This is a genomic window from Caulobacter sp. GW822-FHT01G02 (assembly GCF_058802865.1).
In genome coordinates this window covers 350,515-365,577 of the sequence record NZ_JBXAON010000004.1, presented here as the reverse complement: position 1 = coordinate 365,577, position 15,063 = coordinate 350,515, and the positions used below count along the sequence as shown (strand labels likewise).

The window sequence follows — 15,063 nt, the reverse complement described above, 5'->3', positions numbered from 1 at the left end:
GGCCGGCACCATGGCGGCCAAGCCGTTAAACATCCGCGAACGGCGATACGGCTTTCGACGGTTTCTAGGCTGTTTGGCGCCTGCCCGCTCAGCGCCTGTCGGCGGCGGCGCAGGGATGGCTTCCGTCGCGCATGCCCTCGACCCAGAGCGGCTCGACATAGCGGCTCCCATCGCGGAAGCCGGGCGCGCAGCCGTCCGGGGTGTCGGAGCCGCCGCGCCGGTTGCCCGTCATGATCGACAGGGCGACCGACTGGCTCTCGCCGCCGCGCGTGCGGCCATATCCTGGGCCGTAGCCATAGCCGCCGCCGTACCCATAACCGGGACCATAGCCGCCGCCATAGTAGGGGTCGTACCAGCCGCCGCCATGCTTGCCGAAGTCGGTCTTGGAGACGGCGACCCCGACCGTGGTGTTCTCGCCGACCGGGAACAGGCCCGAGGCGTAGACGCTGCGATAGCCGCCGGTGCCGACGGATACGCCCATCTCGCCATGAACCTTGCGCTTGCCGTTCTCGTCGCGGTCGGCGGGCAGCAGGCCGCGCGGGCCGTCGTCGACCTCGGGGCCGGGATTGGCGGCGATGAAGGCGGCGATCTGTTCCTGGGTGGTCAGCTGCCTGACCGGCGCCGGCGCCGGCGGAGCGGCCGGAGCCGTGGCGGTCAGGGCCTGGGCCGAGGGCTTGGCCTGGGCGGTGGCGATGACCTCGTCGTCCTCGCTCGCGAAAGCCGGGCCAGCGAGAACGGCGGCGCTCATGCTCGCGGCGGTCAGGGCGATAATCGCGAGATGATGCCGCATGGGACGCTCCAACATGACCCGGCCGATAAACTGGACCGCCCAAGAACTAGACCGGTAAGCCAGCGCAATTAGGGCGCTTTTGTTGCCAGGGCGCAAGTTTAACCCGCCTTGTGAATATGGGCCGGGGTCAGAGCGTTTCCAGTCCCGCCTCCAGCGCGGCCATGTCGGGGGGCAGGGGCGTCTCGAAGCGCAGGGTCTGACCGGTCACGGGATGGACGAAGCCCAGCACCGCCGCGTGCAGGGCCTGGCGCTTCAGGCCCGCCGCCGCGACCTGCTCGCGGACCGGTTCCGCCGCCTGGCTGGCGCCATAGACGGGATCGCCCAGGCACGGCGAACCCTTGCTGGCCATGTGGACGCGGATCTGATGGGTGCGGCCGGTTTCCAGTCTGCATTCCACCCGGGCGGCTAGCGGCTTGTCCCGAGAACCGAACGTCGCCTCGACTCGGTAGTGGGTGATCGCCTGACGGCCGCCGGACTTCAGCACGGCCATCTTCTTGCGGTCGCCGAGCGAGCGGCCCAGCAGGGTGTCGATCGTGCCGTGAGCCGGCGACGGCGCGCCCCGCGTCAGGGCGACGTAAAGCCGGTCGATGTCGTGGGTGGCGAACAGCTTCGACAGGCCCTGGTGCGCCACGTCGCTCTTGGCGGCGACCATGACGCCGGAGGTGTCCTTGTCGAGGCGGTGGACGATGCCCGGCCGCGCCACGCCGCCGATGCCCGACAGGCTGTCGCCGCAATGGTGCAGCAGGGCGTTGACCAGGGTGCCGTCCGGCGTGCCGGGCGCCGGATGCACGGCCATGCCGGCGGCCTTGTCGACCACGATCAGGTGCTCGTCCTCGTAGAGGATGGAGAGCGGAAGGGCCTGCGGCTCAGGATCGGCCGGGGCGGGCGGTGGCACCGACAGCACGTAGGTCCCGGCCCTGGCCTTGCGCGAGGCGTCGGTGATCGGCTGGCCGTCCAGGGAGAGGCGGCCCTCGCCGATCAGGGCCTGCAGGCGGGCGCGCGACAGGTCGGGGAACAGCGGGGCCAACACCTTGTCCAGGCGCTGGCCGGCCAGGCTGTCGGGCAACTCGGCGGTCAGCGTCTCGCCGGCGCCCGCTTCGGGAGCATCGGCGTCCAGGGCGTCGTCATCCAGCTGGTCTTCGACTCTATCCACCGGGGTTTCATCGCTCCGTCACACGCTCGTCGCGTAGCCGACATGGCCCATGCCTACGGCCCAAGTCTAGTATGGCGCCGAGGGGATAATCGATGCACGCTTTCCGCACCACCACGCTGTTGACCGCCAGCCTCCTGGCCCTGGCCATCGCCGCTCCGGCCATGGCCGCCGATGAGGCGCCGGCGCCGGCCAACAACGATCAGGCCACCCAGCTGGGCGAACTGGTCATCACCGCCCAGAAGCGCGCCCAGGACCCGGTGGAGGTGCCGATCGCGGTCACCGCCTATTCGGGCAAGTTCCTGGAAGCCATCGGCGTCAAGTCGTTCGAGGAGCTGTCGGCCTTCACCCCCGGCTTCCTGGTTCAGAACCAGTCGAACAACAACTCCGGCTTCGTGATGCGCGGCATCACCTCCGACTCCGGCTCGTCCGCCGACGAGGCGCGGGTGTCGATCTATCAGGACGGCGTGTCGATCTCGCGCTCGCGCGGCTCGTATGTCGAGCTGTTCGACATGGAGCGGGTCGAGGTGGCCAAGGGCCCGCAATCGACCCTGTTCGGGCGCGGCGCCCTGATCGGGGCGGTGAACCTGGTGCAGAACAAGGCCAACCCGGCCAAGACCGACTGGGCGCTGAAGGCCGAGGGCGGCACCGGCGGCTATTTCACCGGCGACGCCATGGTCAATTTCGCGTTCGGCGACGGCAGCGCGCTGCGCATCGCCGCCCGCACCCGCCAGGTCGACGGCTATGTCGATGACGCGGCCGGCGGCGACCCCTACAATTCGACCGACACCCAGGCCGTGCGCGTCGCCTATCACCTGGAGCCGGGCAATCTGAAGCTGGACCTGATCGGCAACTACCAGGTCGACGACACCACCGGCACCTCGTTCAAGAGCCACACCTTCAACCCGACCAACCCGGTCACCGGCGCGGTGCTGGGCGACACCGGCGTGGCCTCGGCCGCGACCCTGTCGCCGGGCGCCGGCTTCGAAGGCGGCAAGCCGCTGGGCCTGGACCGCAAGGTCTACGGCCTGACCGCCCTGGCCGAGTACAAGCTCAGCGACAGCCTGACCCTGTCGTCGATCACCGCCACGCGCGCCTTCCACTCGAACGAAGTGTTCGATCCGGACGGTACGAGCCTGCCGATCCTGACCTTCGCCGAGGACGCCAAGGGCCGTCAGCAGAGCCAGGAACTGCGCCTGCGCTATGACGACGGCGGCCGTTTCTCGGGCTTCGTCGGCGGCAACTACTTCCACGAGACCGGCTCGTGGCGGATTCCTGGACAGTATGACGAGCGTCTGGTGCTCGCGCTGCTGGCCGGGAACACGCCCCTGGGCATCAGCCGTCCGAACCCGCAGCCTCTGGCCGTGCTGACCAACCCGGCCTATCTGGCGCAGGTGCTGCAGCTGGGCTTCGGCATTCCGAGCGCCATTGCGCCGGGGATCGTCTCGAACCTGAAGCCGATCCACCGCGAGACCTTCGCCAACTACAGCGAGAACACCGCCTACGACGTCTATGCCGATGGCACGTTCAAGCTGACCGACAAGTTCGAGATCACGGCCGGCATCCGCTACACCAGCGAAGACCGCGAGGCCGCCTACACCTCGAGCGTCGACAACGGCCGTTCGATCCTGGGCGTCCTGCTGGCCGCCCCGACCCCGACCAACCTGTTCCTGGCCGCCCAGCCGAACGCGGTGAACAATCCGGCCCTGCCGATGGTCGGCCTGATCACCCAGCCGACGGCGAACAACGGCGACCGCTTCAGCAAGAAGATCGACGACAGCGGCCTGACCTGGCGCCTGGTCGGTCGCTATGCGGCTTCGGACGACCTGAGCTTCTACGCGTCCTACGCCCGCGGCCGTCGCCCGGACGTGATCTCGACCAGCGCCCCCGCTACGCCCCTGGGTTCGGCCCGCTTCAACGTGGTCGACGCCGAGGAGGTCAACAGCGTCGAGGGCGGCGCCAAGGCCAAGCTGGCCGGCGGCCGCGTGTTCCTCTCGGGCGCGGTGTTCCACTACGACTACGACAACTTCGCCACCAGCTTCCGCCAGGGCGCGCAGGTCGTGACCCTGAACGCCGGCAAGGCCAAGGCCTACGGCTTCGAGGGCGAGGCCCGCGTCCAGGCCGACGATTACTGGACCCTGTTCGCGACCTACGGCTACAACCACGCCCGCCTGAAGACCGGCCTGCGCGAGGGCAACCACTTCCGCCTGTCGCCGGACAGCACCTTCTCGGTGGGCGCGGCGTTCAGCCACGAGGCCTTGGGCGGCAAGCTGACCTTCACCCCGACCTATACCTGGCGCTCGAAGATGTTCTTCGACGACGACAACGACCGCTCGGACCTGCAGTCGGCGGGCCTGTTCCCCGACACCCGGGTCGACGAGTATCAGAACGCCTACGGCCTGCTGAACGTGCGCGTCGGCTTCGGCGCCGCGGATGACCGCTGGAAGGTCGAGGCCTTCGTCGAGAACCTCACCGACCAGAAGTACCTGAAGGACGCGGGCAACACCGGCGACAGCTTCGGCATCCCGACCTTCATCGCCGGCAAGCCGCGCTTCATGGGTGTTGGCGTCACGTTCCGTCACTAACCTTACCACCGTTTTCCCGGCGAAACCGGGGCCCAGATGGAGGAGTGCTGGGGCAGGTTCCAAGAGCTCAACGCTCTTCCAATCAGCCCAAACACCTTGGGATCTGGGTCCCGGCTTTCGCCGGGAAGATCGGATTTGAGGGGGAGCTCGACAGCTCCCCGTTTTCCATTGTTTCGTACGCTGACCGGAGGGCCGTCCCATGCAGATCGATCGTCGTAAGGTTCTGGGCCTGCTGGGCCTGTCGGGCGCCGCCGCCGGCGAGGCCGCGGCCGCCACCGTCAAGGGCCTGCACGATGGCCCGGTCAGCTTCGACCACGGCGTGGCCTCGGGCGATCCGCTGCAGGACCGCGTGATCCTGTGGACGCGGGTGACCGCGCCGGGCGCCAAGCTGCCGGTCGGCGTGCGTTGGGACGTGGCGAGCGATCCGGCCTTCAAGACCGTCGTCCGTCAGGGTCACGCCACCACCGACGCCGGACGCGACCACACGGTCAAGGTCGACGTGACCGGGCTGAAGCCGGGGACCGAGTACCACTACCGCTTCCGCGCCAGCCGCGCGGGCCAGCCGGTCGGCGAGGCGGTGGTCGGCCGCACCCGCACGCTGCCGACCGGCGCGACCAAGGACGTGGTCCTGGCGGTGGCCTCGTGCAGCCTCTATCCGAACGGCTATTTCAACGCCTATGACGCGATCGCCAAGCTGCCGCGCGTCGACGCGGTGCTGCACCTGGGCGACTACATCTACGAGTACGGCGCCGCGCCCGGCGACTACGGCATGAACTCGCCGACCGCCAAGACGCGCATGCCCGACCCGCCGCACGAGATCGTCACCCTGGACGACTATCGGCGCCGGCACCGTATCTACAAGACCGACCCGATGCTGCAGGCGGCCCACGCCCGCGCGCCGTGGATCGTCGTCTGGGACGACCACGAGACCGCCAACGACAGCTGGATCGGCGGGGCCGAGAACCACACGCCCAAGACCGAGGGCGACTGGGCGACCCGCAAGGCCGCCGCCCTGAAGGCTTACTATGAGTGGATGCCGATCCGTGAGCCTTCGGCGGGCGCCTTGCCCGAAGCGGCCTGGCGCGGCTTCCAGTTCGGCGACGTCGTCACCCTGCTGATGACCGAGACGCGTCTGACCGCGCGCAGCCAGCAGCTCGACTACGAGACCGACCTGCCGGTCGTCGACGGCAAGCCCGATGTCGCCGCCTTCGTCGCCAAGTGGAAGGATCCCTCGCGCCGGATGATGGGCCAGGATCAGGAGCGGTGGCTGGCCGGTCAGGTCGGCGCCTCGGTCAAGGCCGGCACGGCCTGGCAGGTGCTGGGCAACCAGGTGGTCATGGCCCGCGTCGCCACGCCCAACCTGCAGAAGACGATGGGCGAGGAGAAGTTCGGCGCTCTGGTCGCCAAGCTGCCCGACTACGCCAGGAAGCGCGTCGCCCAGTCGGTGGCGATGTCGGCCTACGAGATTCCGTCGAACCTGGACGCCTGGGACGGCTATCCGGCCGATCGCCAGCGGGTCTACGACATCTTCACCGCCGCCCAGGCCCGGCCGATCGTTCTGGCCGGCGACAGCCACATGTTCTGGGCCAACGAGCTGTGGAACGACGGCGGCGACAAGCGGGTGGCCGTCGAGTTCGGCGCGACCTCGATCACCTCGCCCGGCTATGGCGACCTGATGCCCGGCGCCCCGATCGGCGAAGCCTTCGTCCAGCGCAACAAGGAAGTCCGCTACAGCCACGCCAGCGCGAAGGGCTTCGTGTTGCTGACCCTGGAACACGGCAAGGCGACGGGCGACCTGGTGGCGGTCTCGACCATCCTGGAGCCGAAATACGAGACCAGCGTGCTCAAGCGCTTCGTCGTGACGCCCGCCGCCGGCGGCGGCGTCGAGGCGCTGAAGGAAGCGTGATGAGCTTCTCCTTCCCCTTTATGGGGAAGGGGGACCACGCAGTGGTGGATGGGGGCCGACCCGCAGGGCGCCTGCGCGGCCCCCTCCGTCGGCTCCGCCGACACCTCCCGAAGGGGGAGGAGCAATCACCTACCGCCGCTCCAGCGCCAGGCGCAGGCCGAACGCCACGAACACGCAGCCGGTCACCCGGTCCAGCCAACGCACCACCACCGGGGCGCGCAGCAGACCGGCGATCGGCACCGTCGCGGCGATCAGGGCGGCGAACCACAGCAGGCCCAGCGCCACGTGGATGCCCGCCAGCAGCAGGCCGAACCGCGCCGGGTCGACGCCGGCCGGGATGAACTGCGGCAGGAACGACACGTAGAAGATCCCGACCTTGGGGTTGAGCAGGTTGGTCAAGAGCCCGCGCCGCAGGGCCGCGATCGGGCCGGCGTCGATGGCCTTCATCTCGCCGGGCTCGAACTGGTCGCGAGGCTTGAGGATCATGCGGATCCCGGTCCAGGCCAGATAGGCGGCGCCGACCCACTTGAGGACTGTATAGGCGGCTTGCGAGGCGGTCAGCAGGGCGCCGACTCCGAACGAGGCCGCCGCCCCCCAGATGAAACAGCCCAGGCCGATCCCGATCGCCGCCCCGGTCGCGCGGCGCGGCCCCTCGGCGGCGGCGGTGCGGATCACCAGCGCGGTGTCGAGGCCCGGCGTCAGGGTCAGCAGGCCCGCGGCCAGGGTGAAGGCGATCAGGGCCTCAGGCGTGGTCATGGATCGGTGTTTCCCGCTCGATCAGCTTGCCGTCTTCCAGCACGCGATAGAAGCATGAGCGGAAGCCGACGTGGCAGGCGCCGCCGTCGCCGCGCGGGCGCACCTTCAGCAGCACCGCGTCCTGGTCGCAGTCGACCCGCAGCTCGACGACGTCCTGCAACTGGCCGCTGGTCTCGCCCTTCTTCCAGAGCTCGCTCCGCGAGCGGCTGAAATAGTGGGCGATGCGGGTCTCGACCGTCAGCTTCAGCGCCTCGGCGTTCATCCAGGCCAGCATCAGGATCTCGCCGCTGTCGGCGTGCTGGGCCACCGCCACGACCAGGCCGTCGGCGTTGAAGCGTGGGGCCAGAGCGGTTCCGCGCTCCAGATCGTGCTTGCTGTGGGCTTGGGGGAACAGGTCGGTGCTCATGGCGCCACATATGGCGCAGGGCGAGGCCGTGCGCTAGTTTCCCGCCCCGCAAAGCCCGCCTGAGCAGGCTTTTTGGAAAGCTGGAGCGCGGCGTCGCGCTCCGGGGGACGCGATGAACCTGAAAGACCGCATCAAGGCCGGCGTGGCGGCGCTGGACGTGAAAGCGAGGCCGTGGGCGCGCCAGTCGCGCTGGAACGGCTATGCCTACGAGTTCCTGCTGTTCGGGCTGAAGCAGGCCTGGGCCTGCCTGTTCGGCGGCCTGATGCTGGCGCTGATGGTGGGAACCCATCTGTTCTGGCCGGAGCACGCGCCGCTGGCGCGCTACGACTTTCTGGTGATCGCCGCCGTCGCCATCCAGGCGATGCTGCTGGCCCTGAAGCTGGAGCGCTGGGACGAGGCGCTGGTCATTTTCATGTTCCACGTCGTCGGCACGATCATGGAGCTGTTCAAGACCGCTCATGGCTCGTGGATCTATCCCGAGCCCAGCCTCTTGAGGATCGGCGGCGTGCCGCTGTTCACCGGCTTCATGTACGCCTGCGTCGGCAGCTACATCGCGCGGATCTGGCGGCTCTTCGACATCACCTTCGTGCGTTATCCGCCGTTCTGGAGCACCCACATCCTGGCGGTCCTGATCTACGCCAACTTCTTCAGCCACCACTACATCGTCGACTTCCGGATGGGGCTGTTCGCCCTGTCGGCGATCCTGTTCGGCCGGACCTGGTTCGTGTTCACGCCGGACCACATCGCCCGCCGCATGCCGATGCTGATGGGCCTTGTCCTGGTGTCGCTGTTCATCTGGTTCGCCGAGAACCTGGGCACCTTCGCCGGAGCCTGGATCTATCCCAACCAGGCCCAGGGCTGGCATCTGGTGCCGATCGAGAAGATGGGCGCCTGGTATCTTCTGATGCTGATCAGCTTCGTGCTGGTGACGCTGGTCCACCGCCCGGTGGACGCCTGCGTGGCGCGGCTGCGCGAGGGGATCTGGCGCGCGGCCTAGACTTAACGGATCTCCTCCCCTGAACGGGGGAGGAGGTCTCGTTTTTTACTTCCGCGTCACCAGATCCATGAACCGCTGCTGCAGGACCTTGTCGGTCTTGAACACGCCGCGGAACTGGGTGGTGATCGTCGAGACGTCGTGGTGGTGAACGCCGCGGGTGCTCATGCACTGGTGCTCGGCGTCGATCAGCACGGCGACACCGGCGGCCGAGAGGTGGTCCTCGATGGCGTCGGCGACCTGCATGGTCATGGTCTCCTGGGTCTGGAGACGCTTGGCGAAGATCTCGACCAGACGGGCCAGCTTGGACAGGCCCACGACCTTGCCGGTCGGCATGTAGGCCACCCAGGCCTTGCCCAGGAACGGCGCCATGTGGTGCTCGCAGTGGCTCTGCACGTCGATGCCGCGCAGCATGACCATGTCGTCGTAACCCTGGACGTCCTCGAAGGTGCGCGAAAGCTCCTTGGCCGGATCGCCGTGATAGCCGGCGAACCACTCGCCATAGGCGTCGACCACGCGCTGGGGCGTATCGAGCAGGCCTTCACGGTCCGGATTGTCGCCGGCCCAGGCCAGCAGGGTCCGGACGGCGGCCATGGCCTCGTCTCGGGTCGGGCGCTGGGCGGGTTCAAGATCAAGACCGGTTTCAGAGCCGATCAGGGTTCGCTCGCGGGACAAAGCGTCCATGTTTTTCAGAGGTCTTTCCACGGGCTGAGTTGCGCCGAAGCGCCTGTCGCTCCGGAATTACGCGTGCCACCCGTTTCATATACGGCGCGGGGAGCGATTTAGACGCATCGCGACATGGCCCTTACCGTATCAGGAAGATATATGGGGCCGGCCCCTTTCGGGGGCAACACCTCCGTTACGTTAGGTTGCCGCGACCCAATGACCCTGAAGATCCATGACACCCTGGCGCGCGAGAAGCGCGACTTCGTTCCCGCCGATCCCCAGCGGGTGACGATGTACGTGTGCGGTCCGACGGTCTGGAACCACGCCCACATCGGCAATTTCCGTCCCGTCGTGGTGTTCGACGTGCTCTATCGCGTGCTGCGCAGCCTCTATGGCGAGGACGCGGTGGTCTATGCCCGCAACGTCACGGACGTGGACGACAAGATCAACAAGAAGGCCGCCGAGGAAGGCGTCGATATCTCGGTGATCACCGAGCGCTACCTGGCCGCCTATCACGCCGACGCCGACGCCCTGGGCGCGCTGCGTCCGAACCTGGAGCCGCGCGCCACCGACCATATCGGCGCGATCGTCGAGATGATCGGCAAACTGGTCGACAACGGCTCGGCGTACGCCGCCGACGGCCACGTGCTGTTCGACACCCAGAGCTTCCCCGACTACGGCCAGTTGTCGGGCCGTCCGCTGGACGAGATGATCGCCGGCGCCCGCGTCGAGGTCGCGCCCTACAAGCGCCACCCGGCCGACTTCGTGCTGTGGAAGCCGTCCAAGGAGAACGAGCCCGAGTGGCAAAGCCCCTGGGGCGCGGGCCGTCCGGGCTGGCACATCGAGTGCTCGGCCATGATCGAGAAGACGCTGGGCGACACCATCGATATCCACGCCGGCGGCATCGACCTGGCCTTCCCGCACCACGAGAACGAGGTCGCCCAGAGCCGTTGCGCCCACAAGACGCCGGTGCTGGCCAACTACTGGATGCACAACGGCTTCCTCGACATGGCGGGCGAGAAGATGTCCAAGAGCCTGGGCAATGTCGTCATCCCGCACGAGCTGCTGAAGAACGTCCCGGGCGAGGTGATCCGCTGGGCGCTGCTCTCGGCCCACTATCGCCAGCCGCTGGACTGGACGCCGGAGCTTCTGGAACAGTCCAAGAAGTCGCTGGACCGCCTGTACGGCGCCCTGCGCCGCGCCAAGGACGTGCCGCTGGACCAGGCCATGGAAGCCCCGGAAGAGGTGGTCGCCGCCCTGATGGACGACCTCAACACGCCGCTGGCCACGTCCGCCTTCTTCGAGGTCTCCAGCCTGATCGAGAAGGCCGTGACGGCCGGCGACACGGTCGCCATCGCCGCCAACAAGGCTCGCCTGATCGAGGCCGGCGCCCTGCTGGGCTTCCTGCAGGCCGACCCGGACAGCTGGTTCGAGGGCGACGCCTCCGACGAGCTGAAAGCCCAGGTCGAAGACCTGCTGGCCAAGCGTCTGGCCGCCCGCGCCGCCAAGGACTGGGCCGCCGCCGACGCCATCCGCGCCGAGATCGACGCCCTGGGCGTGGTGGTTATGGACGGCCCGTCGGGCGCCACCTGGCGAATGAAGGACTAAGGGTTAGCGAGCCGATGAAGCGCGCCGTAGAGCACCGTATCGGGGTCCAGGCCCCCGCCGAGATCGTCTGGGAGATCGTCTCGGAATTCGAGTCCTGGGAGACGTGGAACCCGCTCTACCGCAAGGCCGAGGGGCAGCTGAAGATCGGTACGAATCTCACCCTGGAGCAGCACCTGCCCGGCCAGCCGGCCACGGTGATCACGCCGGTGGTCCAGGACTGGGTGCCGTTCGAGCAGTTGCATTGGCGCTCCAGCCGGATCGGCGGCTTCGTGACGGCCATCCGCTATCTCGAGATCGAGAGCATGGGTCCGAGCAACTCGACCTTCTCGAACGGCGAGCTGTTCATGGGCTTGCTGCTGCGGTTCGTCAGCCGCGAGGAGCGCCGCAAGCTGCGGGCCGCTTTCACGCAGATGGGCGAAGCCGTCCGTGATCGCGCCGAGGCCATCTGGTCCGAGCGCCAGAAGACCCTATCTTGAGTTTCCAATGATCGACGACCTCTACAGCGCCCGGATCCTGACGCTCGTGGCCAACATGCCGCGAGCCGGACGCCTGCCCGCGCCCGACGCCAGCGCCGAGAAGCACGCCAAGCTGTGCGGCAGCCGGATCGTCGTCGACGTGGTGGTCGAGGACGGCAAGGTGGTCGACTACGCTCAGGAGGTCTCGGCCTGCGCCCTGGGCCAGGCCGCCGCCGCGATCCTGGGCGCGAATGTCATCGGTGCGGAACTTTCCGACATCGAGTTGGCGCGCGACTCTCTTGCCGCTATGCTGAAGATGAACGGTTCGCCTCCCGCGGGCCGGTTCGCGGAGCTCGCTGTGCTGGAGCCGGTCAAGGACTATCCCGCCCGTCACGCCTCGACGCTGCTAGCGTTCGAGGCGACCGTCGAGGCTGTCCGGAAGGCCACAGCTGTCTCCGAAACGCGAACTAGCACCGCCGGCGCGGCTTGATCCCTCTCTCCGGGGAGTGTGTAACCGCACTGCAACAAAGTCGCGCGCCGGCATGACCTTCTACGACCGCATCGTCGACCTTGGCCTTCGCGCCTACAAGTTGACGCTCTCGCCCCTCATCGGGCGGCAGTGCCGCTTCGCGCCGAGCTGTTCGGAGTATGCGGCCGCCGCCCTCAAGGATCATGGCCCGCTCAAAGGGTCCTGGTTGGCGTTGCGACGGATTTGCCGCTGCAATCCGTTAGGTGGCTCGGGGTATGACCCGCCGCCGCCGGGGCGCCAGCCACGCAAGTGGATATGTGAAGAATGATCGATCTGGTTTTCCCCGACGGCTCCGTCCGTCAGTACCCCGATGGCTCGAGCGGGCGCGACGTCGCCGCCGCCATCTCCAAGTCGCTGGAAAAGAAGGCCCTGCTGATCAAGCTGGACGGCCAGGTGCTGGACCTCGACCGCCCGCTGACGCCCGACCTGCTGGCGGGTGAGCGCAAGTTCGAGATCCTGACGCGCGAGGCGCCCGAGGTCCTCGACACCATTCGGCACGACACGGCCCACGTGCTGGCCGAGGCGGTGCAGGAGCTGTTCCCCGGCACGCAGGTCACGATCGGCCCGAACGTAGAGGACGGCTTCTACTACGACTTCGCGCGCGACGAGCCGTTCAGCCTGGACGATCTGGAAACGATCGAAAAGCGCATGAAGGAGATCGTCGACCGCGACGAGAAGATCCGCCGCGAGGAGGTCGATCGCGACGCCGCCATCGCCGACTTCGAGGCCATGGGCGAAAGCTACAAGGCCCAGATCATCCGCGACCTGCCGGCCAGCGACACGATCACGGTCTATCACCAGGGCGACAAGTGGAAGGACCTGTGCCGGGGCCCCCACCTGCCGTCGACGAAACACGTCGGCAAGGCCTTCAAGCTGACGAAGCTGGCCGGCGCCTATTGGCGCGGCGACCAGAACAACGCTCAGCTGCAGCGCATCTATGGCACGGCCTGGGCGTCGGAAGCCGACCTCGAAGCCTATCTGAAGCGCATCGAGGAAGCCGAGCGCCGCGATCACCGCAAGCTGGGCAAGACGATGGACCTCTTCCATATCCAGGAAGAGGGCAAGGGCATGGTGTTCTGGCACGCCAAGGGCTGGGCCCTGTACCGCGTGCTCGAGGACTATATGCGCCGTCGCCTCGACGCGGCCGGCTACAAGGAAGTGAAGACGCCGCAGATTCTCGACAAGAGCCTGTGGGAGAAGTCGGGCCACGCCGAGAAGTTCGGCCACGCGATGTTCATGTGCGAGAGCGCCGAGGGCGAGATCCTGGCGGTCAAGCCGATGAACTGTCCCGGCCACATCCAGATCTTCAACGTCGGGCAGAAGTCTTATCGCGAGCTGCCGCTGCGCATGGCCGAGTTCGGGGCCTGCCACCGTTACGAGCCTTCGGGCGCCATGCACGGCATCATGCGCGTGCGCGCCTTCACGCAGGACGACGCCCACATCTTCTGCCGCGAAGAGCAGGTCACGGAGGAAAGCGCCCGCTTCATCGAACTGTTGCGCAGCGTCTATAGCGACCTGGGCATGACGCTGGCCGACACCAAGTTCTCGACGCGTCCGGACTTGCGCGCCGGCTCGGACGAGGTCTGGGACAAGGCCGAGGCGGCCCTGTCGGCCGCCGCCGAGGCAGCGGGCGAGACCTTGGTGCTGCAACCAGGTGAAGGCGCCTTCTACGGCCCGAAACTAGAGTTCTCGTTGAAGGACGCCATTGGCCGTGTCTGGCAGTGCGGCACGCTGCAACTTGATTTTGTTTTGCCGGAACGATTGGACGCCGAGTACGTTTCGGAGGATGGTTCGAAGAAGCGTCCGGTGATGCTTCACCGGGCAATCTTGGGGTCCTTCGAGCGTTTCATCGGCATCTTGTTGGAAAACTTCGCGGGCGCCCTGCCTGTTTGGCTCGCGCCGACGCAGGTTGTCGTGGCCACGATCACATCCGACGCCGATGACTATGCCCGTGAGGTCGTCGAGAAATTGACCAGCTTGGGGATGCGCGCGGAAGTGGATCTGCGTAATGAGAAGATCAATTACAAGATTCGCGAGCACAGCCTCGCCAAGGTGCCCGTGATCGCAGTGGTGGGTCGTAAGGAAGCCGAGACGGGTCAACTGGCCCTTCGTCGCCTTGGCGGTGAAGGTCAGAATATCCTGCCGCTGGAGGAAGCCCTCCGCGTGCTGAAGGCCGACGCCACCCCGCCCGACATCGCCCGCGTCCAAGAAGCCGCCAGATTGGGGCTCGCCAAACCCGCTCCAGAGGCTGCGACCGCCTGATGAATAGCATCCTCCCGTCCGTCTCGACCCTTGCCGTTGGTGCGCGTCCGGCCCGTCCGAACGTATCCGTCGTCATGGTCGTCTATCGGACGGGAGAGGCGCTGGCCCAGAGCATCAGGCATGTCCTGGCCGAGCCGCTGGTCGATGAGTTCGTCATCGTCGACAACGGGTCAGACGGGCGCGACGAGGACATGCTGCGTTCGCTGGCCCTGACCGAGCCGCGCGTCGTGCTCAAGCAGGGCCACGGCAATATCGGCTTCGCCCGCGGCGCCAACATGGGCGCCTCGACGGCGGGCGGCGAGTACATCGTCTTCCTGAATCCCGACGCCAATCTGCAGGCGGGCTGCGTGTCCGCCCTCGTGACGGCCTTCAAGGGCCAGCCGACCCCGACCGTGGTCGGCGCGCGGGTGCTGAACGTCGACGGCTCCGAGCAGCGCGGCGGCCGCCGCGGCGAGGTCACGCCGATGACCACCGTGCTCAGCTTTGGCCAGTTCACGCGTCGTCACCCGCAGCTGGCCAGCTTCGAGATTCATCGCGAGAACGAGCCGCTGCCGTGCGCGCCCGTGCCAATGCCGACCATCTCGGGCGCATGCTTCGCCATGCGCCGCGGCGACTTCGAGGCTCTGGGCGGCTTCGACGAGGGCTACTTCCTGCACGTCGAGGACATCGACCTGTGCTGGCGCGCGCGCCGCTCGGGCGGCCAGGTGCTGTTCCAGCCCGACGCTCAGGTCATCCACCTGGGCCACACCAGCCAGGAACACCCGCTGAAGGTCGAATTCCACAAGGGCGTCGGCCTGACCCGCTACTTCATCAAGCGCGCCGACAGCCTGCAGCTGTTCGCGGCGGCGGTGCTGCTGGCCCCGGCGATCATGCTGATGTCCGTGTGCCGGCCGCTGCTGTGGAAGCTGACGGGACGGCCGATCTAGGGTTCGAACGCCTCTCTCAAGGCCGGGCGT

At 67.6% G+C, this 15,063-nt stretch carries 14 protein-coding genes; 9 read left to right on the top strand and 5 right to left on the bottom strand.

The genetic code is table 11. The annotated features are described in order from the left end of the window. Window positions 1-88: 88 nt before the first annotated feature. Window positions 89-790, bottom strand: coding sequence for a hypothetical protein (locus AC1RNC_RS14065; RefSeq protein WP_492887011.1), 702 nt, complete (start codon window positions 788-790; stop codon window positions 89-91). A 127-nt stretch (window positions 791-917) separates the two neighbouring features. Continuing rightward, window positions 918-1,943: an RluA family pseudouridine synthase gene (locus AC1RNC_RS14060; protein ID WP_492887010.1), complete on the bottom strand. Its 1,026-nt coding sequence runs from the start codon at window positions 1,941-1,943 to the stop codon at window positions 918-920. 92 nt (window positions 1,944-2,035) lie between these two features. On the opposite strand from AC1RNC_RS14060, the gene AC1RNC_RS14055 reads away from it, so the two are divergent. Both AC1RNC_RS14055 and AC1RNC_RS14050 read left to right on the top strand, forming a co-directional pair. Then, window positions 2,036-4,525 carry a TonB-dependent receptor gene (locus AC1RNC_RS14055; protein WP_492887009.1) on the top strand — a complete coding sequence of 830 codons (2,490 nt, stop codon included), beginning with the start codon at window positions 2,036-2,038 and terminating at the stop codon, window positions 4,523-4,525. Between the two features lie 199 nt (window positions 4,526-4,724). Then, window positions 4,725-6,431, top strand: a complete 1,707-nt coding sequence (locus tag AC1RNC_RS14050; protein ID WP_492887008.1) for an alkaline phosphatase D family protein — start codon at window positions 4,725-4,727, stop codon at window positions 6,429-6,431. 129 nt (window positions 6,432-6,560) lie between these two features. Here AC1RNC_RS14050 and AC1RNC_RS14045 read toward each other — a convergent pair whose 3' ends face one another. After that, entirely contained in the window at window positions 6,561-7,187 is a 627-nt protein-coding gene (locus tag AC1RNC_RS14045) for a LysE family translocator (protein WP_492887007.1), read from the bottom strand. After that, window positions 7,174-7,593 (bottom strand): phosphoribosyl-AMP cyclohydrolase, encoded by a 420-nt coding sequence (gene hisI, locus AC1RNC_RS14040; RefSeq protein ID WP_492887006.1) that lies wholly within the window; start codon window positions 7,591-7,593, stop codon window positions 7,174-7,176. Before hisI ends, AC1RNC_RS14045 begins: the two co-directional genes overlap by 14 nt. Window positions 7,594-7,705: 112 nt before the next feature. On the opposite strand from hisI, the gene AC1RNC_RS14035 reads away from it, so the two are divergent. Beyond that, complete coding sequence (locus tag AC1RNC_RS14035; protein WP_492887005.1) at window positions 7,706-8,590, top strand: DUF817 domain-containing protein; 885 nt, start codon at window positions 7,706-7,708, stop codon at window positions 8,588-8,590. 45 nt (window positions 8,591-8,635) lie between these two features. Here the strand turns inward: AC1RNC_RS14035 and folE are convergent, their stop codons facing one another. Continuing rightward, entirely contained in the window at window positions 8,636-9,271 is a 636-nt protein-coding gene (gene folE / locus AC1RNC_RS14030; RefSeq protein ID WP_492836709.1) for a GTP cyclohydrolase I FolE, read from the bottom strand. 198 nt (window positions 9,272-9,469) lie between these two features. Here folE and cysS point away from each other — a divergent pair, with 198 nt between their 5' ends. From cysS to AC1RNC_RS14000, 6 genes are read left to right on the top strand one after another with little or no spacing between them, the layout of a single operon-like run. Further along, on the top strand, window positions 9,470-10,861 hold the full coding sequence (gene cysS / locus AC1RNC_RS14025; RefSeq protein WP_492887004.1) for a cysteine--tRNA ligase: 1,392 nt from the start codon (window positions 9,470-9,472) through the stop codon (window positions 10,859-10,861). 14 nt (window positions 10,862-10,875) lie between these two features. Continuing rightward, window positions 10,876-11,337: an SRPBCC family protein gene (locus AC1RNC_RS14020; protein WP_492887003.1), complete on the top strand. Its 462-nt coding sequence runs from the start codon at window positions 10,876-10,878 to the stop codon at window positions 11,335-11,337. A 7-nt stretch (window positions 11,338-11,344) separates the two neighbouring features. Beyond that, on the top strand, window positions 11,345-11,806 hold the full coding sequence (locus tag AC1RNC_RS14015; protein WP_492836715.1) for an iron-sulfur cluster assembly scaffold protein: 462 nt from the start codon (window positions 11,345-11,347) through the stop codon (window positions 11,804-11,806). Window positions 11,807-11,858: 52 nt separating this feature from the next. Continuing rightward, entirely contained in the window at window positions 11,859-12,113 is a 255-nt protein-coding gene (yidD, locus tag AC1RNC_RS14010; RefSeq protein ID WP_492836717.1) for a membrane protein insertion efficiency factor YidD, read from the top strand. Beyond that, window positions 12,110-14,107, top strand: a complete 1,998-nt coding sequence (gene thrS / locus AC1RNC_RS14005; protein WP_492887002.1) for a threonine--tRNA ligase — start codon at window positions 12,110-12,112, stop codon at window positions 14,105-14,107. The genes yidD and thrS overlap by 4 nt, the downstream gene beginning before the upstream one ends. Further along, window positions 14,107-15,033 carry a glycosyltransferase family 2 protein gene (locus AC1RNC_RS14000; RefSeq protein WP_492887001.1) on the top strand — a complete coding sequence of 309 codons (927 nt, stop codon included), beginning with the start codon at window positions 14,107-14,109 and terminating at the stop codon, window positions 15,031-15,033. Before thrS ends, AC1RNC_RS14000 begins: the two co-directional genes overlap by 1 nt. The last annotated feature ends 30 nt before the right edge of the window (window positions 15,034-15,063 follow it).

Excerpts from the sequence above, each read along its gene's own strand:
- thrS (WP_492887002.1), top strand. The coding sequence starts at position 12,110 with ATGATCGATCTGGTTTTCCCCGACGGCTCCGTCCGTCAGTACCCCGAT.
- cysS (WP_492887004.1), top strand. The coding sequence starts at position 9,470 with ATGACCCTGAAGATCCATGACACCCTGGCGCGCGAGAAGCGCGACTTC.
- AC1RNC_RS14000 (WP_492887001.1), top strand. The coding sequence starts at position 14,107 with ATGAATAGCATCCTCCCGTCCGTCTCGACCCTTGCCGTTGGTGCGCGT.
- AC1RNC_RS14035 (WP_492887005.1), top strand. The coding sequence starts at position 7,706 with ATGAACCTGAAAGACCGCATCAAGGCCGGCGTGGCGGCGCTGGACGTG.
- hisI (WP_492887006.1), bottom strand. The coding sequence starts at position 7,593 with ATGAGCACCGACCTGTTCCCCCAAGCCCACAGCAAGCACGATCTGGAG.
- yidD (WP_492836717.1), top strand. The coding sequence starts at position 11,859 with ATGACCTTCTACGACCGCATCGTCGACCTTGGCCTTCGCGCCTACAAG.
- AC1RNC_RS14045 (WP_492887007.1), bottom strand. The coding sequence starts at position 7,187 with ATGACCACGCCTGAGGCCCTGATCGCCTTCACCCTGGCCGCGGGCCTG.
- AC1RNC_RS14020 (WP_492887003.1), top strand. The coding sequence starts at position 10,876 with ATGAAGCGCGCCGTAGAGCACCGTATCGGGGTCCAGGCCCCCGCCGAG.
- folE (WP_492836709.1), bottom strand. The coding sequence starts at position 9,271 with ATGGACGCTTTGTCCCGCGAGCGAACCCTGATCGGCTCTGAAACCGGT.
- AC1RNC_RS14050 (WP_492887008.1), top strand. The coding sequence starts at position 4,725 with ATGCAGATCGATCGTCGTAAGGTTCTGGGCCTGCTGGGCCTGTCGGGC.
- AC1RNC_RS14055 (WP_492887009.1), top strand. The coding sequence starts at position 2,036 with ATGCACGCTTTCCGCACCACCACGCTGTTGACCGCCAGCCTCCTGGCC.
- AC1RNC_RS14065 (WP_492887011.1), bottom strand. The coding sequence starts at position 790 with ATGCGGCATCATCTCGCGATTATCGCCCTGACCGCCGCGAGCATGAGC.
- AC1RNC_RS14015 (WP_492836715.1), top strand. The coding sequence starts at position 11,345 with ATGATCGACGACCTCTACAGCGCCCGGATCCTGACGCTCGTGGCCAAC.